We start from the raw sequence: 20104 nt of genomic DNA, 5'->3' as shown, positions 1-20104 counted from the left end.
AGTGCCCTTGATGTATGGCTGCGCAAGCGCGGTTGGACTTTCAAAAAAAGACCGCACATGCATTGGAGCAAGAACGGCCCGACCTGCTGAAACGTCGTCGCGACTGGTTCGATGGTCAGCTTGATCTGGATCCGGCAAGGCTCGTGTTCATCGATGAAACTGGCCTGTCTACGAAGATGTCCAGGCTGCGCGGCAGGTCCCCTTGCGGCGAGCGTTGTCGAGCCGCGATCCCACATGGGCACTGGAAGACGACGACTTTCACCGGTGCGCTCAAGCTCTCGGGCATGACCGCGCCCATGGTGCTCGATGGTGCCATGAACGGCACGGCCTTCCGCGCATATGTCGAACAGGTTCTGCTTCCAACGCTGACAGTTGGCGATGTCGTTGTGATGGATAATTTGCCTGCGCATAAAGCGGATGGTGTGCGGCAGGCTATTGAGAGCGTTGGTTGCCAGCTTCTCTACCTCCCACCCTACAGCCCGGACTTCAACCCTATTGAAAAGGCCTTTTCCAAGCTCAAGGCGCTCCTGCGTGCGCGAGCCAAGCGCAACGTCGAAGCACTGTGGGACACGGTCGGCGAAATCGTCCCCCTCTTCAAACCCAAAGAGTGCGCCAACTATTTTGCGTCGTGCGGATATGACCCCGAGTAAAGTGGACGCGCTCTAAGCCCTGGCCTCAGTCGTCCACGTGATCGTGGCCGCCATGGCGGCCCGGCCGCCAGTAGCCTTCCGAGGCAATCTGCTCGCGGCCGAGGCCGCGGCCGATCAGGTGGTGGCGCTGGGCGCGCACATTGCTCGTTTCACCGATGATCAGCGCCTGGCCGCGCCCCTCCGGCAGGGCAAAGGCGGCAAGCCGGTCGAGCATCACGCTGCTCGGGCCCGCCGGAACATCACCGCGGTGGATCCATTCGATCGCCACGTTCGCTCGCGTCTCGACCCGCTGGTGCCAGCCGGCATCCTGGACCTCGATGAAGGCAAAGGCGCGCGCGCCTGGCGGCAGCGTCTCCAGAATGTGGAGAATGCCGGGGATGCAGGTCTCGTCCCCGGTCAGCAGGTGCCAGTCGGCCTCCGGGTTGAACACCACGCGGCCGCGCGGCCCCTTCACCTCCACCGTGTCGCCGGCCTTAGCCTGACGGGCAAAGTTCGGGCCGGGCGTGTTGCCGTGCATCACGAAATCGACGGCAATGGTGCCCGCGTCGCGATCGATATTGCGGATCGTATAGTGGCGGCGGCCGGTTTCGCCATTCTCCAGCGGCAGGAAGAAGACGATGTCCTGGCCGGGCTTGTAGGTGAAATCGGCGAACCTATCGATGGAAAACAGCACGCGGCGCATCTGCGGCGTGATGTCGAAGGCGTCTGCAACCGTCAGAGTCCAGCTCGGCAGCTGCGGGCGCTGGCGTGGCATTTCGGCATTCGGGGCAAGCGGCTGATCCATGGTGCAATCCTTGTAATGTGGCGCAGGACGGCAGGCAGCGGCCGGTCCCGTGCAATGGTTGCCATTGGATAGCGCCTTATTCCTTCATTTGAAAGTCATGTTTTTGTTTCCGCTTCTTTGCCGTGGGCGATGCCGGCGGTTGTCTCGAGTGGGGATGGATTGTGGCTCTCCGAGAAAATAAATGAAAACAAAAGAACAGAGAGCCTGTCCGGGTCAGCTGGAAGACGGCCTCTCAGGCTCATTCCTCGAAGGGAAGGGGTATCCCGTGACGTTCGGCAAAGCGGTGGAAGGCCTGAAGGGTTGCCGGATCGAGCGGAATGCCGTCGCGGTCGCGCAGTGCGGCCACCTGCCATTCGCGGTCGCCAGGGGCGAGAACCTGCGTGCCGGCCCGGGCGGGAGAGGTGCGCAGTCCCTCCAGATAACGCGCCATGCCGGCGTTGAAGGTTTCCTCCGGCACGAAGGCTCCCGGTTTCATCGCCAGCACGAAGGCGCCAAGCCCGCGCGGCGTCGCCATGTCCGGCCCGCCCATCGGCAGGATGTCGAAGCTCAGCGTCATGCCGGACAGCACCGCACTCAGGATTTCCACCAGCCCGGCAAGACCCGCGCCCTTGAAGCCGAACGCCGCCCCGAGCGGCGCCAGCATTTCGGCCTCGGAAGGATGCGTGGTGTCGATGCCATGGGCATCAGAGGCCGTACCCTCCGGCAGCGGTCGCGCCAGGCTCTCGTAGAGTTTCACCCGGTTATAGGGAATGGCACTCGTCGCCATGTCGAGAAGCCAGGGATTGTCGCCGGAGACCGGCACGCCGAAGGCGATCGGATTGGTGCCGTGGAAACGCGATGCGCCGTCGTGCAGGCGTACGAAACTGTCGGAATTGCAGACCGCAAGACCGATGAAGCCACGGCGGGCCGCATGCAGCGCATAGGCGCCGGCCGCGCCGAAATGCGAACTGTCGCGGATCGACACGGCGCCGATGCCGAAGCGGTCGGCAAGCTCGATCGCCCGGTCCATGGCCCGGTAGGTCGCCAGTGCTCCGTGCGCGTGATCGGCATTCAGCCGGCAAACGGCCCCGCCATCCTCCTCGAGGCGGAGGGTCGGGCGGCCGTTCACCCGCCCGCCGGCAATCGCCGTCACATAGTGATCGAGCAGGCGGATGCCGTGGCTGTCGACGCCGAGCCGCGAGGCGTGCAGCATGGCCCGCGTGGCGGCATCCGCCGTTGCCTCGTCGGCACCCGAGGCCAGAAATACGGCGCGGCTGAAACGTTCCACCCGCGCAAGCGGCGCCATCCGGCTCTCGACGCCGGCCTTTTGCGTGTCGTTCATGATCTTTCCTCCCGAAAGCAGGCGGGCCCCGAAGGGCCCGCGCATATCCTGTGTCATGGCATGGGAAACGCGCCCGATCAAACGGCCTGATGCAGTTCCTGCGCATGCCGGCGTTCCTGCCGGTTGTAGCGGATCGAGGACCAGAGCGAGAGGCCGATGAGACCTGCGCCGCCAAGCCCGGTGATCACCTCCGGAATATGCACCAGGGTCTGCACATACATGATCACCGAGAGGATCAGGATCGCGTAGAAGGCGCCGTGCTCCAGATAGCGGTATTGCGCCAGCGTGCCCTTCTCCACCAGCATGATCGTCATGGAGCGCACATACATGGCGCCGATGCCAAGGCCGATGGCGATGATGAACAGGTTCTGGGTCAGCGCGAAGGCGCCGATCACGCCGTCGAAGGAGAAGCTGGCATCCAGCACTTCCAGATAGATGAAGGCGCCGAGACCGCCCTTGGCCGCCTCGCTCATCGCCTTCTGCGAGGCATCCAGCACGCCGCCCAGCACCTCCACCAGCAGGAAGGTCAACAGGCCGTAGACGGCCGCATGCACGAAGGTCGAGGCATCCGCTTCCGGCAGGAACTGCGAGAAGACCATGATCAGCAGCAGCACGAAGGCGATTTCCACGCCCTTGATGCTGGCAAAGCGCGCCACCCGGCTCTCGATGAACGCGATCCAGTGCACGTCCTTCTCGTGGTTGAAGAAGAAGGTGAGGCCGACCATCATCAGGAAGGTGCCGCCGAAGGCCGCGATCGGCAGATGCGCCTCGTGCATGATGCGCGCATATTCCTCCGGTCTGGCGGCCGCGAGGATTACCGCATCGATCGGGCCGATGCCGGCGGCGATCACCACGATCAGAAGCGGAAAGACGATGCGCATGCCGAACACGGCAATCAGGATGCCCCAGGTCAGGAAGCGCTGCTGCCAGACCGGCGTCATGTCCTTGAGCTTGTTGGCATTGACGATGGCATTGTCGAAGGAGAGCGAGATTTCCAGCACCGCCAGCACGGCGCAGACGAAGAACACGGTCAGCATGCCGCCGATCGTGCCGGTCGATTGCCAGCCGAGCAGGCCGCCGAGAACGAGGCCGAGCACGGTGACGATGAAGGCCCAGCGGAAATAACCGAGGGTGGTGCCCTGTGCGGGGGTCTGGCTCATGCCGCACCCCCCTTCCGGCCTTTGCGAACGATGAAGAAGAGACGGGAACGCACGCCCATGCGCGCACCCGTGGACGGGATGTTCAAGATTATCATGGCAGACTCATCCGCCGGCTGATTTGCAAGCGGTACCGACATCACGAGAGCGCCGTAAAAACTCTCGCCAGAGGGGCCCGGCACCAAGGTTTGATCCCCGGGATCGGTCTTGTTCGGGGAGACAGTCTCGAAGATGGCAAAATCTGGCCAAAGGTCAAGATGCAACCGCCCGGAGGGTCGATCTCGCCCGGCATGCGCAAAGAAACGCAGCCGAAAGGCCGGCAAATCTTGACGTTTCCCGCAAGGCAGGGCATGGAGCGCCCTTGCCCGCGCCACCCGGCTTGAAATCTGCTAGACTTGAAGCCCTGAGACTGGCCCGAAGGAAAGAAAAACAACAATGAGCAAAGCTACATCTTCTGCGCCGTCGCAGCGCATGCTGCGTGTCGGCGAACAGGTTCGTGCCGCCATTACCCAGGTTCTGCAGCGCGGCGAAGTGCGCGACGACCTCATCGAGAAGACGGTGATCTCCGTCTCCGAAGTGCGCATGTCGCCGGACCTGAAGATCGCCACCGCCTATGTGACGCCGCTCGGCGTCTCCGACCACGCCAAGGTCATCGAGGCGCTGAACCGCCATGCGAAGTTCATTCGCGGCCGTCTCGGCGGCCAGCTGCGCCAGATGAAATACATGCCGGAAGTCCGCTTCCGCGACGATACCAGTTTCGACAACTACAAGAAGATCGATGCTTTGCTGCGGTCGCCAGAGGTCCAGCGGGATCTTGAAGCCGACGCAAGCGACGACACCGACCAGTAAGATCAGAGCACAATGTCAAAACCCCGCAAACCCAAGGGCCGGCCGGTTTCCGGCTGGCTGATCCTCGACAAGCCCGTCGATTTCGGCTCCACCGAAGCCGTCGGCAAGATCAAGTGGCTGTTCAATGCCCAGAAGGCGGGACACGCCGGCACGCTCGATCCGCTGGCCTCCGGCATGCTGCCGATCGCGCTCGGCGATGCGACGAAGACCGTTCCTTACGTGATGGACGGCCGCAAGATCTACGAGTTCACCGTGACCTGGGGCGAGGAACGCTCGACCGACGATCTGGAAGGCGAGGTCACGCAGACCTCCGATACGCGTCCGGACGAGGCGGCGATCCGCGCCCTGCTGCCGGCCTATACGGGCACGATCAGCCAGGTGCCGCCGCAGTTTTCCGCGATCAAGATCGCTGGCGAGCGGGCCTATGATCTCGCCCGCGACGGCGAGACCGTGGAAATTCCCTCGCGTGACGTGGAAATCCACCGGCTGACGCTGCTGAAGGTCGAAACCGACCGCGCCTTCTTCGAGGTGGAATGCGGCAAGGGCACCTATGTGCGCTCGCTCGCCCGCGATTTCGGCCGCGAGCTGGGCTGCTACGGCCACATTTCCGGCCTGCGCCGCACCTTCGTCGCCCCCTTTGCGGAAGAGACCATGGTGCCGCTCGCCGAACTGGTGGCCCTGGAAGCGATTGAGGATCGTGACGAACGGCTGGCTGCACTCGATGCCTTCCTCGTCGATACCGGCGAGGCGCTGTCGGCCCTGCCGCAGATCCGCATCAGCGACGACCAGGCGCATCGGTTGCGCATGGGCAATCCGATCATCCTGCGCGGCCGCGACGCGCCTGTCGCCGAGCCGGAGGCCGTGGCGCTTGCCGGCGGCAAGCTGGTGGCGATCGGCGAGATCGGCCAGGGCGAGTTTCGTCCGAAGCGGGTGTTCGTCTGACCGGCACCCGCCGGCGTCCGGAACATTCCCCTTCCCATCGCTTTGCGGATGCGTTATACGCACCGCCAGCTGGGCGGCCTGCATTGCGGGCCGATCCCGGCGTTCATGGCCGAAGCTGGACGACATCCCGGCTTGCGGCGTCCCTCAATTCCTCACATCAGAAAGGATTGTCCGATGTCGATCACTGCAGAGCGTAAGGCTGCCCTCATCAAGGAATACGCAACCGCCGAAGGCGATACCGGTTCGCCGGAAGTCCAGGTTGCCGTCCTGACCGAGCGGATCAACAACCTGACCGAACACTTCAAGGGCCACAAGAAGGACAACCACTCCCGTCGTGGTCTCCTCAAGATGGTTTCGAGCCGCCGTTCGCTTCTCGACTACCTGAAGAAGAAGGACGAAGCTCGCTACACGAAGCTCATTTCGAGCCTCGGTATCCGTCGCTAAGACGAAACAGTCCGGCGGGCGATCGATGCGATCGTCCGCCGGTTGTCCTTCCGGGCAGCACGTGCCCGGAACCTGAAGCCACCCGGTGAAGGGTGGTTGTCTGGCGGGCCCGGATGGGCCGGACCTGCCGAACCCAACCGATGACCTGTCATGGGGCAGGATTGCCGGAAGCTTTCGCCGTATCCCTGATCCGGCGCGCGACGAGCGGATACTCTGGTCCCCTCGTCCTTTTGATGGTCGGAGCATGATCCGGACCGAAGGAAAGCCTCCCGTTGTCTTGCCCGTGATCGCGTCACATGACGCGCAGGCCGGCGCACTGATCTCTTCGTTGCAAGAGCTGCCGCCCGCCGCGCAAGAAGGACTGAAACCATGTTCAACACGCATTCCGTTGAAATCGAGTGGGCAGGCCGCCCGCTCAAGCTGGAAACGGGCAAGGTTGCCCGCCAGGCTGACGGCGCGGTCATTGCCACCTATGGCGAAACCGTCGTGCTCGCCACCGTCGTCTCCGCCAAGGAGCCGAAGCCGGGTCAGGACTTCTTCCCGCTCACCGTCAACTACCAGGAAAAGACCTATGCCGCCGGCAAGATCCCGGGCGGCTATTTCAAGCGCGAGGGACGTCCGTCGGAAAACGAAACGCTCGTTTCCCGCCTGATCGACCGCCCGATCCGCCCGCTCTTCCCGGAAGGCTACAAGAACGACACGCAGGTCGTCGTCACCGTCATCCAGCATGACCTCGAAAACAACCCGGACGTCCTGTCGATGGTCGCCACCTCGGCAGCCCTGACGCTCTCCGGCGTGCCCTTCATGGGCCCGGTCGGCGGCGCCCGCGTCGGTTACATCAACGGCGAATACGTGCTGAACCCGCATCTCGACGAGATGGACGAATCGAGCCTCGACCTCGTCGTCGCCGGCACGCAGGACGCCGTCCTGATGGTGGAATCGGAAGCCAAGGAACTCAACGAAGACGTGATGCTCGGCGCCGTGATGTTCGGCCACAAGGGCTTCCAGCCGGTCATCGACGCGATCATCAAGCTCGCCGAAGTGGCCGCCAAGGAGCCGCGCGAATTCGAGCCGGAAGATCATTCCGAACTCGAAGCCGAGATGCTGAAGCTGGCCGAAGCCGAACTGCGCGACGCCTACAAGATCACCGAGAAGGCTGCACGCTACGCTGCCGTCGATGCCGTCAAGGCCAAGGTGAAGGCGCATTTCCTGCCGGCTGACGGCGAAGCCAAGTACACCGCCGAAGTCGTCGGCGCCGTGTTCAAGCACCTGCAGGCGAAGATCGTTCGCTGGAACATTCTCGACACCAAGAGCCGCATCGATGGCCGCGACCTCGAAACGGTTCGCCCGATCGTTGCCGAAGTCGGCCTGCTGCCGCGCACGCACGGTTCGGCCCTGTTCACCCGCGGTGAAACGCAGGCGCTCGTCGTTGCCACCCTCGGCACCGGCGAAGACGAACAGTATGTCGACAGCCTGACCGGCATGTACAAGGAGCAGTTCATGCTCCACTACAACTTCCCGCCCTATTCCGTCGGCGAAACCGGCCGCATGGGTTCGCCGGGCCGTCGCGAAATCGGCCATGGCAAGCTCGCCTGGCGCGCCATCCACCCGATGCTGCCGACGACCGAACAGTTCCCCTACACGCTGCGCGTCGTCTCGGAAATCACCGAGTCGAACGGTTCGTCCTCGATGGCAACCGTCTGCGGCACCTCGCTCGCGCTGATGGATGCCGGCGTTCCGCTGGCAAAGCCGGTGGCCGGTATCGCCATGGGCCTGATCCTCGAAGGTGATCGCTTCGCCGTTCTCTCCGACATTCTCGGCGACGAAGACCACCTCGGCGACATGGACTTCAAGGTCGCCGGCACGGAAGCCGGCATCACCTCGCTGCAGATGGACATCAAGATCGCCGGTATCACCGAAGAGATCATGAAGGTCGCGCTCAGCCAGGCGCAGGGCGGCCGCAAGCACATTCTCGGCGAAATGGCCAAGGCCATCACCGAGAGCCGTGGCCAGCTCGGCGAATTTGCACCGCGCATCGAAGTGATGAACATCCCGGTCGACAAGATCCGCGAAGTCATCGGTTCGGGCGGCAAGGTCATCCGCGAAATCGTCGAAAAGACCGGCGCCAAGATCAACATCGAAGACGACGGCACCGTGAAGATCGCCTCTGCCTCCGGCAAGGAAATCGAAGCCGCCCGCAAGTGGATCCACTCCATCGTGGCCGAGCCGGAAATCGGCGCGATCTACGAAGGCACGGTTGTGAAGACCGCCGATTTCGGCGCCTTCGTCAACTTCTTCGGCGCCCGCGACGGCCTCGTGCACATCTCGCAGCTGGCTTCCGAGCGCGTTGCCAAGACCTCGGACGTCGTCAAGGAAGGCGACAAGGTCTGGGTCAAGCTGATGGGCTTCGATGAGCGCGGCAAGGTTCGCCTCTCCATGAAGGTCGTCGATCAGGCGACCGGCCAGGAAATCGTTGCCGAAAAGAAGAAGGCCGACGGCGACGCTGCCGCCGAATAAGCCCTCTCCCTTCTCGAGTGATCCTGGGGCGCGGGAGGTTTCCGCGCCCCTTTGCTATCCAAGCCCCGGAAGACCGCCATGATCCGCGACGCCGTCAAGACCCTGTTCCATCCCTTCGCCACCGGTATCCTGCCGCTACCCGGCGAGGGGAGCCGTTTCCTGTTTCTCTCAGCCGAGGTCGGGCCGCGCCTGCCGGAAGGGTTTGCCGCCGAGATTGTCAACATCCAGCCGCTGCGGCCGCTGTTTCGACCGCTCAGCGTCAACGGCGCGCATGTGGTGCCGGAAGTGGAAGGCGAGGCCTATGACGGCGCGCTGATCCTCTGCGGCAAGCACAAGGGCGAGAACGAGGAGAATGTCGCCCAGGCGTTCCAGCGCGTGCGCGAAGGCGGCCTGATCGTACTGGCCGGTTCCAAGGAAGACGGCATCCAGCCGCTGCGCAAGCAGATCGCCAATCTGGGCTTTGCCATCGAGCATATGCCGAAGTATCACGGCGTCGTCGCCTGGTTCACCCGACCGTCCGAGGTTTCGTCAGCGGTCGCCAGGTTCTCCCAGGCGCCGCAGCGCGTCGAGGGGCGTTTCGAGGCGGTGCCCGGCACCTTCTCGCATGACCGCGTCGATGCCGGCTCGGAACTGCTCGCCAGCCGCCTGCCGGGGGATTTCGACGGCAATGCGGCCGATCTCGGCGCCGGCTGGGGCTATCTCTCGGTGATGCTGGCGGAGGCGTCGCCGCGCACCAACCGCATCGATCTGTTCGAGGCTGATCACCGGGCGCTGGAATTTGCGAAGAAGAATCTTTCCCGCAACTGCCCCGATCTGCAGACCCGCTTCTTCTGGCAGGATCTGACGGCCGAGCCGATCAAGGAAAAATACGATCTCGTCATCATGAATCCGCCCTTCCACGAAGGCCATGCGGCCGATCCGGCGATCGGGCAGGCCTTCATCAAGGCGGCTGCGGCGGCGCTTCGCATCGGCGGGCAATTGCTGATGGTCGCCAATCGCGGCCTGCCCTACGAACAGGTTCTGGCCGCCGAGTTCAAGGACAGCGGCGAAGTGTGCCGCAATGCCCGTTTCAAGGTGCTGCACGCACGCAAATAAGCTGCGCTGCGTCCATTGCCCAGAATGTCAAAGGCCCCGGATGCGTCGCATCCGGGGCCTTTTCGCATCCAGATATCCGAGCGGCTTACTCGGCGTCGGCGTTGCGCAGCCGGTCCAGCGTCGGCAGCGAGGTGATGTTGTAGCCGGCATCGACGTAATGGATTTCGCCGGTCACGCCGCGCGACAGGTCGGAGAGCAGGTAAAGCGCCGAACCGCCGAGATCCTCGATGGTTGCGGTGCGACGCAGCGGCGAGTTCTTCTGGTTCCACGAATAGATGGCGCGGGCGTCGGAAATGCCCGCACCTGCCAGCGTGCGGACCGGACCTGCCGAGATCGCGTTGACGCGAATGCCCTTCGGGCCGTAATCGGCGGCCAGATAGCGGACCGAGGCTTCCAGCGCGGCCTTGGCGACGCCCATCACGTTGTAGTTCGGGATCACGCGACTCGATCCACCATAGGTCAGCGTCAGCATGGCGCCGTTCTCGTCCATCAGGGCGGCCGCCCGCTTGGCGATCTCGGTAAACGAGAAGCAGGAGATCACCATGGTGCGGCTGAAGTTGTCGCGCGTGGTGTCGGCGTAGAGGCCCTTCAGCTCGTTCTTGTCGGAGAAGCCGATGGCGTGCACGACGAAATCGAGCTTGCCCCAGCGCTCGCCGATGGCGGCAAAGACCGCATCCACCGAGGCAATGTCTTCCACGTCGCACGGAATGATGAAGTCCGAATTCAGCTCCGCCGCCAGCGGCTTGACGCGGCGGCCGAGCGCTTCGCCCTGATAGGTGAAGGCAAGTTCCGCGCCCTGTGCCGCGAGCGCCTTGGAAATGCCCCAGGCGATCGAATGATTGTTCGCAACCCCCATGATGAGGCCGCGCTTACCCTGCATGATTCCGCTCATGGGTTTATCCGTTGTAACGCTGGAAGACGAGCGTGGCATTGGTGCCGCCAAACCCGAACGAGTTGGAAAGGGCGATATCGATCTTGGCATTGTCGATGCGCTGACGCACGATCGGCACGCCGTCGAATTCCGGATCGATCTCCTGGATATGCGCGCTTTCGCCGATGAAGCCGGCCTGCATCATCAGCAGGGCATAGATCGATTCCTGCACGCCGGCCGCGCCCAGCGAATGGCCGGTCAGCGACTTGGTCGACTGGATGTGCGGGATCTTGTCGCCGAACACTTCGCGGATGGCGCCGATTTCCTTGGAATCGCCGACCGGCGTCGAGGTGCCGTGGGTGTTGATGTAATCCACGCTGCCATCGACGGTCTTCAGCGCCTGACGCATGCAGCGGATGGCGCCTTCGCCGGACGGTGCCACCATGTCATAGCCATCAGAGGTCGCGCCATAGCCGACGATTTCGGCATAGATCTTGGCGCCGCGGGCTTTTGCATGTTCCAGTTCCTCGAGAACCAGAACGCCGGCGCCGCCGGCAATCACGAAGCCGTCGCGGTTGGCGTCATAGGCACGCGAAGCGGTCGCGGGCGTGTCGTTGTATTTCGACGACATCGCGCCCATGGCGTCGAACAGGTTGGACATGGTCCAGTCGAGATCCTCGTGGCCGCCGGCGAACATCATGTCCTGCTTGCCCCACTGGATCATTTCCACAGCATTGCCGATGCAGTGCGCGGACGTCGAGCAGGCCGACGAGATCGAGTAGTTGACGCCGTGGATCTTGAACCACGTGGCAAGCGTGGCAGACGCCGTCGAAGACATGGCCTTCGGCACGGCAAACGGGCCGATGCGCTTCGGGCTGTTGTTCTTCATGGTGATCTCGGCCGCATCGATCAGCGTGCGGGTGGAGGGACCGCCCGAGCCCATGATGATGCCGACGCGTTCGTTTTCCGCGTAATCCTTGTCTTCAAGGCCCGAATCGGCAAGTGCCTGCTTCATGGCCACGTGGTTCCAGGCGCCGCCCTGGCTGAGGAAGCGCATGGCGCGGCGATCGACGAGATCGGTCGTGTCGATATTCGGCCGGCCCCAGACCTGGCACTTGAAGCCATGCTCGGCGAAATCCTCCGAAAAGGAGATGCCGGACCTGGCATCGCGCAGCGATGCGGTGACTTCCGCCGCATTGTTGCCGATCGAGGAGACCACGCCAAGGCCTGTGACAACTACCCGTCGCATCTGATCTAACCCTTGTTGTTTCCTGAAAACGTGCCCAAGCGATATCAGGCCGTCTTGTCCTTCGAAAGGCCGACCCGCAAATCGGTGGCCTGGTAGATGGTTTCGCCGTCGGCCTTCAGCCAGCCGTCGGCGGTGCCGAGCACGAGACGACCGCGCATGACACGCTTGAAGTCGATGCCGTATTGCAGAAGCTTGGTGTGCGGGCGGATCATGCCCTTGAACTTCACTTCGCCGGTGGAGAGCGCCATGCCGCGGCCTTCTTCGCCGAGCCAGCCGAGAAAGAAGCCGGTCAGCTGCCACATGCCGTCAAGACCGAGGCAGCCCGGCATGATCGGATTGCCCTCGAAGTGGCAGGGGAAATACCAGTCATCGGGCTTCACGTCGTATTCGGCACGGATATAGCCCTTGTCGAAGGCCCCGCCCGTCTCGGAGATTTCCGTTATGCGGTGGACCATCAGCATGGGCGGCAGAGGCAGCTGCGCATTGCCCGGGCCGAACAACTGGCCGTGCGCACAGGCTAGGATTTCTTCGTAAGTGAAGCTCGATTGTCTGCTGTCCATGAGGCTTGTCCGTTCCCCCTCGTCGCGATGTCCTTGCGTCTTTACTGCAAGACCGCCTGAAATTGAAGCGCGCGGATCGGCCGCCCTGATGTTGCAAGGTGGACCGAGCCGAGTTGATTCAGGTCGGCATATAGGAAGCGGACCCTCCAAACCAGAGGCTTTGGGGCCAAAATTTCGCATTTCCCCGCCGTTGCGGGGCGGGCAGGGGGTTGCGGTATTGAAAGGGGGCGCAGTTAAAGTTATATCCAGCACTCTAGATATACCGGATGTCCCCGGGCCTGACAGGAGCTTGCGTCACCGATGGCTGAAGCCGTGACCGATGTGGAGACCAGACTGCGCGATTGCGGGCTTCGCCCGACGCGGCAGCGTGTTGCCCTGGCCGATCTGCTGTTTGCCAAGGGCGATCGGCACCTGACGGTCGAGGAACTGCACGAAGAAGCCACAACGGCCGGCGTGCCCGTGTCACTTGCCACCGTTTACAACACGCTGCACCAGTTCACTGAAGCCGGTCTGATTCGTGTGCTTGCGGTTGAAAGCGCCAAGACCTATTTCGACACCAATGTTTCGGACCATCATCACTTCTTCGTGGAAGGTCGCAACGAGGTGCTCGATATTCCCGTCAGCAATCTGCAGATCGACAATCTTCCGGAGCCGCCGGAGGGCATGGAAATCGCCCATGTCGATGTGATCATCCGCCTGCGCGAAAAGCGTCGCTGATTTCCTCTCAATCCTTCTTCTTTCGCATGGCCTCGTCCTGCGGGCGTCCGGCCCGGGGGCGATAGCGCGGCAGCATCCAGCCATGATGCAAAGCGCCGCCGCGCAGCGCGAAAGCGACGAAGATGCCGGCCGCCGAACTGTAGGCCAGCGGCAGGCCGAGGAGATGCGTCGCCGTATAGGCGCTCGCCCCGGCAAGGGCGGCGGTCACGTAGATTTCCGGCCGAAGCAGGATCGAGGGTTCGTTGGCGATCAGGTCGCGCAGGATGCCGCCGAAGGTGGCGGTCATCGTGCCCGTCACGATGGCGATCGTCGGTGACTGGGTGACAGCAAACCCCTTGGCGGCCCCCATCACGCTGTAGGCGGAGAGGCCGACCGCGTCGAGCCAGATCAGCAGGCGGTAGCGCCATTCCACCCGGTGCGCCGTCAGGAAGACAAAGATGCCGACGCCGGCGCAGATCAGCAGATAGGTTGGGTCCTTCACCCAGAAGACAGGCGTCTGGCCGAGCACGAGATCGCGCAGCGTGCCGCCACCAACGCCCGTTGCCGCCGCAAAGAACAGGAAGCCGATCAGGTCCAGCTGTTTGCGCGAGGCGGCAAGGGCGCCTGTCGCGGCAAACAGCGCCACGCCCGCATAATCCAGCACCATCAGCAGCGACATGGCGTCCTCGTTTCCCCGCACCAGCGTCGCGCAAGTGCGTGATGCTAAGCATAGCGGTGGTTTTGCCCTGCGGCCATTGCGGCCGGGCGTTGTCTACAGGCGAATGAACATGAGGAAGAGGCGCGTGCGCGTTCTTGTCATCACGATCCTACAGGCCCTTGCGCTGATCCTGCTGCCATCGGCGGCCGGAGCCCAGCAGAAGCTGCTGTCCGACCCGGAAATCTACGAGAAGGATTATTTTCGCGCGCAGTGCAAGAGCGTGGAGTTCGGCCCGGATTTCATCAGCCGCATCGACATCAACAATGACGGCATCATCGATGCGGTGGTCAATCACGGCGCCGTCACCTGCGACGGCCAGACACAGACACGCTGCGATGCGGAAGGCTGCCCCTATAACTTCTATCTCCAGGCCAAGGAGGGCGGCTATTTCATGATCGCCACCGCCCAGCTGTTCGGCTACGAGTTCATCAAGCGCTTCGGCAACATGGTCTTCGTCTTCAACATGGCGCCGCATTACTGCGACCGTACCGATTCCGCCCCGTGCGAAATGACGGTGCGCGTGCGCGGCGCCCGCATGGTGACGATTTCCAAGAAGTGAACGTCAGAACGGCCAGTCGATGCGGCCCGCGAGATAATAGCCGAGCAGGCCCAGCCATTCGCGCACGGCCGTGGCGGTGTTCTGGGCGTTCAGCGACGGCTGGGTGAAATCGAAGCCGAGCCGCTCGTTGCCGCGGCTGCGGAAATCCACCGGATAGGGGACGACCGTGATGCCGGCCTTCTGGAACAGTGCCAGCGCGCGCGGCATGTGGAAACCGGAGGTGATCAGCAGGCAATCGGTCAGGCCGTTTGCGGCCAGCAGCGCCTTGGTGTTCAGCATGTTTTCCCAGGTGTTGCGCGAGGTATTGTCCTTGATCAGCCGCTTTGGCGGCACGCCGTGCGCCGCAAAGAACTGTTCGGCCAACCCCGCCTCGCCGGGAAAACGGCCGCTGATCGATCCATCGCCGCCGGAGACGAGGATTTTCGCCTGCGGATGCGACAGGGCGAGCCGCAGGGCTTCGGTATAGCGGTCGGCCGCGGCATTCAGTTCCACCCCGCCGCGCGATGCGACGACGTCGTTTTCGATCGCGCCGCCCAGCACGATCATGCAGGCGATCAAGGTGGGATCGGTCGACGGCTTCGGCACACGCGCTTCCAGCGCCTGCAGCAGCAGCGCGCCGGCGGTGGTGTAGAGCGTCAGGAACAGCACCAGCGCCGAAAGGCCGGAGAACAGCAGTCCGAGCCGCCGGGCACCTGCAAGCGCCGTGAGAAGGCCCGCAGCGGTCAGCAGAAAGGCGAGCGACAGGGGCTGCGCCAGCAGCCAGAAGATTTTCGACAGATAGAACATGGGCTCACTTGCGGGTCGCGGACGGGTGGATCGGCCGATGTGCCGACGGGCGGATGACACGCTGGTTGTAACGCCGATGCAGGGCGCGCCGGATAAGCAGGGAAAACAGGGCGACCATCATGGTCAGGAAGGCGGCGACGATGAGCGCAGTCTGCGGCAAGGCGATGCCGAGAAGCGCCCCGCTGATGGCGCCGCTCACCATGCCGAGCCAGGGCACCAGCTGGATACGCCAGTCCATCTGCCGGTCGCCCAGGATGAAGCGACCGATGCCGCGCCCCAGTCGCGACAGGGCGCCGGTGACATAGGTGAGGCCGATCGGCAGGCCCTCGATATGCTCCACCGTGGCATTCACCATGCCCATCGCCAGCACCACCGTATAGAACCGAAGGAAATGCAGGGCCGGCGCCTGCATCATCGCACCGAGCGCGAGCAGCAGCGAGACGCTGGCCAGGACGCCGAAGATGCGGCGGGGCACGAGATGGGCAACGACGATGCCGAGTGCATTGCCGAGCACGAAAACAAGGATGGCCGCGAGCAGGATGAGCCCGTGATTCAGATCGCCATCGGCCATGGCGATGGCCGCGCGCGTCGTATTGCCGGTCATGAAGGAGACGAAGTCGCCGGAGAGGCGCAGGCCGATGGCATCGGTCATGCCGGCGATGAAGGAGATCGCCGCAACGAGGCCAAGCCCCGTCCATGTCCGCTGGACCCGAATGATGTTGCGCCGTCTTGCCCGTGTCATGGTCTGCCCTTCAGCCGCGCGATGCGGCCGGCGAAGAATCGCCCTTGCGCAAGACTAACCGCAGAGGCGGGCGCGGTGGAACGGGCGAAGGGGGCCCCGCGCCATCACATTTTGCATCGCATCACGAAAGCAGCGTGAGGGTCAGCGGATGGCGCGGATCGGCAAGCCCGTCCACCACGCTGAAATGGTGCCGGTCGGGCTCCACATAGGCGCCGGTTTCCGCGCCAAGGCCAAGCCAGAGACTTGCCATCAGCGCATTCTGGCGCAGGAATTCGGCACGCTCGTTGCCGCCCACCCAGCAGAACAGCCGGGTGTTTTCACCGGGTCGCATCAGCACCGGGCTTTCGGCGGCGGCTTCCTCCGGCGACAGCCGAAGTTTGACATTGAGATTGGTGTGGATCAGGGGGCGCAGGTCGTGCACACCGGAGATCGACACCACGGTGCGCACCCGCGCCCGCACGGCGCTTGGCAGCGGCGAGGTATCCGCCACCATGCGGGTGACGAGATGGCCGCCGGCAGAGTGGCCCGTCAGGTGGATCGGCCCGTCGATCTCGCCCGCCGCATCGGTGATGACGGCTGCGATCTCCCGGACGATGTCGCCGACGCGGGCCTGCGGGCAGAGCGTATAGCTCGGCATGGCCACGGCAAAACCGCTCTCGACGCTGCCTGCCGCCAGATGCGACCAGTACGACTTGTCGAGCGCCTGCCAGTAGCCGCCATGCACGAAGACGACGAGGCCCCTCGGCGTCGTCTCCGGCAGGAAGAGGTCGAAGCGGTGGCGCGCGCCCTCGCCATAGGCAAGATCGATCTTTGCCCGTCCGTCTGCGGCAAGCCGTTCCCGATAGGCGCGTGCCGGCTCCACCCAGGCGTCCGGCCAGCGCTCGCCGCGCGGAATGTTGCCGCCATTGGTATAGGCGTCGTCCCAATCGGTGATGCGGTGGAACAGCATGGCAGGTTTCCTTCCTGATTCGGCGTAGGCGTCAGAGGACGGTACGCACGCGCCACAGTTCGGGGAAGAGCTCCACCTCCAGCATCTTCTTCAGATACTGGGTGCCGGAGGTGCCGCCGGTGCCGCGCTTGAAGCCGATGACGCGCTCCACGGTGGTCACATGGTTGAACCGCCAGCGGCGGAAGTAATCCTCGAAATCCACTAGCTTTTCGGCGAGTTCGTAGAGCATCCAGTAACGGCCGGGCGCCGCATAGACCGTGCGCCATGCGTCGAGAACCTTGTCGTTCTCGCTACGCTTGTCGCGCCAGGAGGTGCGCTCGGCATCCGGCCCGATGTCGAAACCGTTGCGGGCCAGCAGCAGCAGCGCCTCGTCGTAAAGGCTCGGCCGCGCCAGTATCGCTTCCAGATGCTCCATCAGGTCCGGCCGGTGGCTGTGCGGCCCGAGCATGGCGAGGTTGCGGTTGCCGGCCAGGAATTCGATCGCCCGGTACTGGTAGGACTGGAAGCCGGAGGACTGGCCGAGCGCATTGCGAAACTCGGTATATTCGCTGGGCGTCATGGTGCGCAGCACGTCCCAGGCGCCGTTCAGCTGTTCGAAGATGCGCGCCACCCGCGTCAACATCTTGAAGGCCGGCTGCGGATCGTCGCGCCGGATCGCGGCGATCGCCGAGCTGATCTCGTGGATCGCGAGCTTCATCCAGAGTTCGGACGTCTGGTGCTGGATGATGAACAGCAGTTCGTCATGCGCCGACGACAGCGGCTTCTGCGCCGAGAGGATCGGATCGAGCTGCAGGTAATCCGTATAGGACATGCGCTCGCGAAAGGACATTTCTGCCCCTTCCTGGGCGGGGTCGTAGGGTTTCGCCGTCACGTCACAAGCGCCTTCTTCTTGAATTGCGGCTGGTCCCACAGCCGGTTGGTCATGATGTCCGAGAGGATGTCGACGGCGGCGATCACCTCGCGCTCGCTGATATAGAGCGGCGTGAAGCCGAAGCGGATGGCGTTCGGCGCGCGGAAATCGCCGATCACGCCCCGCGCGATCAGCGCCTGCATGATCGCATAGCCTTCCGGGTGCAGGAACGAGACCTGGCTGCCGCGCTGCGTACCGTCCCGCGGCGAGCCGAGCACCAGGTCCGGGCAGCGCTGCTCGACCTCGGCGATGAAGAGATCGCAGAGCGCGATGGATTTTTTCCGCACATCCACCATCTCGACGCCCTCCCAGGCGTCAAGGGCTGCATCGAGCGCTGCGAGCGCGAGGATCGGCGGCGTGCCGACCCGCATGCGATCGACGCCATCGCCGGGACGATAATGCAGGTCGAAGGCGAAGGGACGTTCATGGCCGAGCCAGCCGGACAGGGCGGGGCGGGCGCGATCGGCATGGCGCGGCGATACATAGATGAAGGCCGGCGCGCCCGGGCCACCGTTCAGATATTTATAGGTGCAACCGACGGCGAAATCGGCATCGGCGCCGAGAAGATCGACGGGGATGGCGCCGGCCGAATGGGCGAGATCCCAGACGCAGAGGGCGCCCGCGGCATGCGCCTTCGCCGTCAGCGCCGCCATATCGTGCAGGCGGCCGGTGCGGTAATCCACCTCCGTCAGCAGGGTCACGGCGACCGTCTCGTCGATGGCTGCCTCGACGGCTTCCGGATCGACCACCTTCAGTTCATAGCCCCGATCCAGCGTCTGGATCAGCCCTTCGGCCATATAGAGATCGGAGGGGAAGTTGCCGTTGTCGGAGAGAATGACGCGACGCTTGGGATCCCGCTCGGCGGCGATGTCGAGCGCAGACGCCAGCGCCTGGTAGACCTTGATGGAGAGCGTGTCACCCATCACCACGCTTCCCTCCGGCGCGCCGATCAGGCGGCCGACGCGGTCGCCGATCCGGCGCGGCATGGCCATCCAGTTGGCGTCGTTCCAGCCGCGGATCAGCATCGCGCCCCATTGCTCGGTCATCATGGCCGAGACGCGCCCCTCGGCAGCAAGCGGCAGGGGGCCGAGCGAATTGCCATCCAGATAGATCACGCCCTCCGGCATGTGGAAGAGGCGTCGGGTCTGTTCGAAATCTGTCATTGTCTCCGTCCGATCGGGCAAAACCCCCGCAGCGCGCGCCGGCATGATCGCGAAGTCTAGAGGGGTGTGTCGCGAGAATAGCAAGATTGCTTTAGGTTTAAACTAGATTTTGCGACCCTGCCGCAGATTCTGCCTTCTCAGGCGGGTTGCCGGAATGTCTTGCTCACATAGCGCGATCCGGCAAGGCCGAACCGCCAGGGCAGATCCACGGCCCGGCTGATGCCGATGCGCGGCCCCGAGACGAGGGGTTGCGGCAGGCCGGACAATGCCAAGGCGAACGGGTTCGTTGAGAGCGGCCTTCCGTCATGCGACAGATCGATGCCGAGCGCCTCGCACAGCCGCCCCGGTCCCGCGCAGAGACGCCGGGGATCGGCAAGGCCGCGCCTCGCGATCATGGTCTCGAGACCCATCGTCGGCTGGAGCGCGCGGATCAGAACCGCGCTGCCCGGCCGGCAGACGAAATTCAGGCACCAGTGGATGCCATAGGAGCGGTAGACATAGGTTTGCGCCGGCGGACCGAACATGGCGCGGTTGCGCGGTGTCTCGCCGCGAAAACTGTGCGAGGCCGGATCGTCCGGCTCATACGCCTCCGTCTCGACGACAATGCCGCCGACGCCATCGACGCAGAAGGTGGCGCCGATCAGGTCACGTCCCACCTCCACCGCGCTGCGGTCGAAGAAGGCGACAAGATCGGCGGGCGTGGTTTCGGGCGTCATGCCGCCTATCTCGCCCGCCTTGCCGGCCACGGCAAGGGGTGGATGGATGAAAGCAAGGCGGCATCCGCCCCTTGCCAGCCCGCCCGCGAGCCTCTACCTCTGCCGCCATGGCAGCACGCGACCGATATTCCCGAAAACTCGAATGCCCCCAGTGCGGACACTCCGGCTTTGCCGAGGTTTCCGAAGACGACGACCCGCGCCGCAAGGACCCCGGCTTCCAGGTCGACGAGATGCCAAAGGGTTTCTACACCGAATTTGCCGCCCGCGATCCGCGGAAATACATGCTGCGCTGCCAGTGCGGCCACAAGTTCCGCTTCGAGCGCAAAAGCGTCTATGCGCCGGGTGGCGAGCCGCGACGGTAGGTACCCCTGTCAGGCAATGTCGTTGATCCTTTGACGGCGGCCTGTCAGGTCTTCAAAGAGCCAT

The 20104-nt window shown here is 63.8% G+C and carries 21 protein-coding genes and 1 pseudogene; 9 read left to right on the top strand and 13 right to left on the bottom strand.

Annotated features, from left to right (window positions below):
• A pseudogene (locus F3H95_RS21955) lies at positions 1-650 on the top strand (IS630 family transposase); the annotation flags it as partial.
• A gap of 25 nt (positions 651-675) precedes the next feature.
• Here the strand turns inward: F3H95_RS21955 and F3H95_RS21950 are convergent.
• The 3 genes from F3H95_RS21950 to F3H95_RS21940 form a co-directional block, all read right to left on the bottom strand.
• Positions 676-1434 carry a siderophore-interacting protein gene (locus tag F3H95_RS21950; protein ID WP_149747557.1) on the bottom strand — a complete coding sequence of 253 codons (759 nt, stop codon included), beginning with the start codon at positions 1432-1434 and terminating at the stop codon, positions 676-678.
• A 238-nt stretch (positions 1435-1672) separates the two neighbouring features.
• Positions 1673-2755, bottom strand: a complete 1083-nt coding sequence (locus F3H95_RS21945) for an Ldh family oxidoreductase (protein WP_244618102.1) — start codon at positions 2753-2755, stop codon at positions 1673-1675.
• 77 nt (positions 2756-2832) lie between these two features.
• Positions 2833-3915: a DUF475 domain-containing protein gene (locus tag F3H95_RS21940; RefSeq protein ID WP_149747556.1), complete on the bottom strand. Its 1083-nt coding sequence runs from the start codon at positions 3913-3915 to the stop codon at positions 2833-2835.
• A 432-nt stretch (positions 3916-4347) separates the two neighbouring features.
• On the opposite strand from F3H95_RS21940, the gene rbfA reads away from it, so the two are divergent.
• The 5 genes from rbfA (at position 4348) to F3H95_RS21915 (ending at position 9759) form a co-directional block, all read left to right on the top strand.
• Positions 4348-4761 (top strand): 30S ribosome-binding factor RbfA, encoded by a 414-nt coding sequence (gene rbfA / locus F3H95_RS21935; RefSeq protein WP_143124292.1) that lies wholly within the window; start codon positions 4348-4350, stop codon positions 4759-4761.
• Between the two features lie 12 nt (positions 4762-4773).
• On the top strand, positions 4774-5703 hold the full coding sequence (gene truB / locus F3H95_RS21930; protein WP_149747555.1) for a tRNA pseudouridine(55) synthase TruB: 930 nt from the start codon (positions 4774-4776) through the stop codon (positions 5701-5703).
• Positions 5704-5877: 174 nt separating this feature from the next.
• Positions 5878-6147, top strand: coding sequence for a 30S ribosomal protein S15 (gene rpsO, locus F3H95_RS21925; RefSeq protein ID WP_143124289.1), 270 nt, complete (start codon positions 5878-5880; stop codon positions 6145-6147).
• A 369-nt stretch (positions 6148-6516) separates the two neighbouring features.
• Positions 6517-8664, top strand: coding sequence for a polyribonucleotide nucleotidyltransferase (gene pnp, locus F3H95_RS21920; protein WP_143124288.1), 2148 nt, complete (start codon positions 6517-6519; stop codon positions 8662-8664).
• A 78-nt stretch (positions 8665-8742) separates the two neighbouring features.
• Complete coding sequence (locus F3H95_RS21915; protein ID WP_149747554.1) at positions 8743-9759, top strand: class I SAM-dependent methyltransferase; 1017 nt, start codon at positions 8743-8745, stop codon at positions 9757-9759.
• 85 nt (positions 9760-9844) lie between these two features.
• On the opposite strand, the gene fabI is transcribed toward F3H95_RS21915, so the two are convergent.
• The 3 genes from fabI to fabA are packed head-to-tail and all read right to left on the bottom strand — an operon-like array spanning position 9845 to position 12439.
• Positions 9845-10651 (bottom strand): enoyl-ACP reductase FabI, encoded by an 807-nt coding sequence (gene fabI / locus F3H95_RS21910; protein WP_143124286.1) that lies wholly within the window; start codon positions 10649-10651, stop codon positions 9845-9847.
• A 4-nt stretch (positions 10652-10655) separates the two neighbouring features.
• Positions 10656-11879: a beta-ketoacyl-ACP synthase I gene (fabB, locus tag F3H95_RS21905; protein WP_143124285.1), complete on the bottom strand. Its 1224-nt coding sequence runs from the start codon at positions 11877-11879 to the stop codon at positions 10656-10658.
• A 44-nt stretch (positions 11880-11923) separates the two neighbouring features.
• Entirely contained in the window at positions 11924-12439 is a 516-nt protein-coding gene (fabA, locus tag F3H95_RS21900; RefSeq protein ID WP_143124284.1) for a 3-hydroxyacyl-[acyl-carrier-protein] dehydratase FabA, read from the bottom strand.
• 300 nt (positions 12440-12739) lie between these two features.
• On the opposite strand from fabA, the gene irrA reads away from it, so the two are divergent.
• On the top strand, positions 12740-13156 hold the full coding sequence (irrA, locus tag F3H95_RS21895; protein ID WP_143124283.1) for an iron response transcriptional regulator IrrA: 417 nt from the start codon (positions 12740-12742) through the stop codon (positions 13154-13156).
• A gap of 7 nt (positions 13157-13163) precedes the next feature.
• Here irrA and F3H95_RS21890 read toward each other — a convergent pair whose 3' ends face one another.
• Positions 13164-13814, bottom strand: a complete 651-nt coding sequence (locus tag F3H95_RS21890) for a trimeric intracellular cation channel family protein (RefSeq protein WP_143124282.1) — start codon at positions 13812-13814, stop codon at positions 13164-13166.
• A 124-nt stretch (positions 13815-13938) separates the two neighbouring features.
• On the opposite strand from F3H95_RS21890, the gene F3H95_RS21885 reads away from it, so the two are divergent.
• Entirely contained in the window at positions 13939-14412 is a 474-nt protein-coding gene (locus F3H95_RS21885; RefSeq protein WP_143124281.1) for a hypothetical protein, read from the top strand.
• Positions 14413-14415: 3 nt separating this feature from the next.
• Here F3H95_RS21885 and F3H95_RS21880 read toward each other — a convergent pair whose 3' ends face one another.
• The 6 genes from F3H95_RS21880 to F3H95_RS21855 all read right to left on the bottom strand — a co-directional run bounded on the left by F3H95_RS21880 (position 14416) and on the right by F3H95_RS21855 (position 19678).
• Positions 14416-15198, bottom strand: coding sequence for a YdcF family protein (locus tag F3H95_RS21880; protein ID WP_149747553.1), 783 nt, complete (start codon positions 15196-15198; stop codon positions 14416-14418).
• A 4-nt stretch (positions 15199-15202) separates the two neighbouring features.
• Positions 15203-15940, bottom strand: coding sequence for a YoaK family protein (locus tag F3H95_RS21875; RefSeq protein WP_149747552.1), 738 nt, complete (start codon positions 15938-15940; stop codon positions 15203-15205).
• A gap of 121 nt (positions 15941-16061) precedes the next feature.
• Complete coding sequence (locus F3H95_RS21870) at positions 16062-16889, bottom strand: alpha/beta hydrolase (RefSeq protein ID WP_149747551.1); 828 nt, start codon at positions 16887-16889, stop codon at positions 16062-16064.
• A gap of 31 nt (positions 16890-16920) precedes the next feature.
• Complete coding sequence (gene kynA, locus F3H95_RS21865) at positions 16921-17760, bottom strand: tryptophan 2,3-dioxygenase (protein ID WP_188134451.1); 840 nt, start codon at positions 17758-17760, stop codon at positions 16921-16923.
• Complete coding sequence (kynU, locus tag F3H95_RS21860; RefSeq protein WP_149747549.1) at positions 17757-18962, bottom strand: kynureninase; 1206 nt, start codon at positions 18960-18962, stop codon at positions 17757-17759. Before kynU ends, kynA begins: the two co-directional genes overlap by 4 nt.
• Positions 18963-19099: 137 nt before the next feature.
• Entirely contained in the window at positions 19100-19678 is a 579-nt protein-coding gene (locus tag F3H95_RS21855; protein ID WP_149747548.1) for a DNA-3-methyladenine glycosylase, read from the bottom strand.
• A 107-nt stretch (positions 19679-19785) separates the two neighbouring features.
• Between F3H95_RS21855 and F3H95_RS21850 the strand changes: the two genes are divergently transcribed.
• Positions 19786-20040 (top strand): hypothetical protein, encoded by a 255-nt coding sequence (locus F3H95_RS21850; protein WP_143124275.1) that lies wholly within the window; start codon positions 19786-19788, stop codon positions 20038-20040.
• Positions 20041-20104 lie beyond the last annotated feature (64 nt).

This window comes from Rhizobium sp. RU35A (assembly GCF_900156005.1).
GTDB classification, from domain to species: domain Bacteria; phylum Pseudomonadota; class Alphaproteobacteria; order Rhizobiales; family Rhizobiaceae; genus Neorhizobium; species Neorhizobium straminoryzae.
The sequence above is the reverse complement of the archived record's forward strand: the minus strand, read 5'-3'. Positions and strand labels throughout refer to the sequence as shown.

Coding starts and splice junctions, on each gene's coding strand:
- F3H95_RS21950 (WP_149747557.1), bottom strand. CDS start 1,434: ATGGATCAGCCGCTTGCCCCGAATGCCGAAATGCCACGCCAGCGCCCG.
- F3H95_RS21945 (WP_244618102.1), bottom strand. CDS start 2,755: ATGAACGACACGCAAAAGGCCGGCGTCGAGAGCCGGATGGCGCCGCTT.
- F3H95_RS21940 (WP_149747556.1), bottom strand. CDS start 3,915: ATGAGCCAGACCCCCGCACAGGGCACCACCCTCGGTTATTTCCGCTGG.
- rbfA (WP_143124292.1), top strand. CDS start 4,348: ATGAGCAAAGCTACATCTTCTGCGCCGTCGCAGCGCATGCTGCGTGTC.
- truB (WP_149747555.1), top strand. CDS start 4,774: ATGTCAAAACCCCGCAAACCCAAGGGCCGGCCGGTTTCCGGCTGGCTG.
- rpsO (WP_143124289.1), top strand. CDS start 5,878: ATGTCGATCACTGCAGAGCGTAAGGCTGCCCTCATCAAGGAATACGCA.
- pnp (WP_143124288.1), top strand. CDS start 6,517: ATGTTCAACACGCATTCCGTTGAAATCGAGTGGGCAGGCCGCCCGCTC.
- F3H95_RS21915 (WP_149747554.1), top strand. CDS start 8,743: ATGATCCGCGACGCCGTCAAGACCCTGTTCCATCCCTTCGCCACCGGT.
- fabI (WP_143124286.1), bottom strand. CDS start 10,651: ATGAGCGGAATCATGCAGGGTAAGCGCGGCCTCATCATGGGGGTTGCG.
- fabB (WP_143124285.1), bottom strand. CDS start 11,879: ATGCGACGGGTAGTTGTCACAGGCCTTGGCGTGGTCTCCTCGATCGGC.
- fabA (WP_143124284.1), bottom strand. CDS start 12,439: ATGGACAGCAGACAATCGAGCTTCACTTACGAAGAAATCCTAGCCTGT.
- irrA (WP_143124283.1), top strand. CDS start 12,740: ATGGCTGAAGCCGTGACCGATGTGGAGACCAGACTGCGCGATTGCGGG.
- F3H95_RS21890 (WP_143124282.1), bottom strand. CDS start 13,814: ATGTCGCTGCTGATGGTGCTGGATTATGCGGGCGTGGCGCTGTTTGCC.
- F3H95_RS21880 (WP_149747553.1), bottom strand. CDS start 15,198: ATGTTCTATCTGTCGAAAATCTTCTGGCTGCTGGCGCAGCCCCTGTCG.
- F3H95_RS21875 (WP_149747552.1), bottom strand. CDS start 15,940: ATGACACGGGCAAGACGGCGCAACATCATTCGGGTCCAGCGGACATGG.
- F3H95_RS21870 (WP_149747551.1), bottom strand. CDS start 16,889: ATGCTGTTCCACCGCATCACCGATTGGGACGACGCCTATACCAATGGC.
- kynU (WP_149747549.1), bottom strand. CDS start 18,962: ATGACAGATTTCGAACAGACCCGACGCCTCTTCCACATGCCGGAGGGC.
- F3H95_RS21855 (WP_149747548.1), bottom strand. CDS start 19,678: ATGACGCCCGAAACCACGCCCGCCGATCTTGTCGCCTTCTTCGACCGC.
- F3H95_RS21850 (WP_143124275.1), top strand. CDS start 19,786: ATGGCAGCACGCGACCGATATTCCCGAAAACTCGAATGCCCCCAGTGC.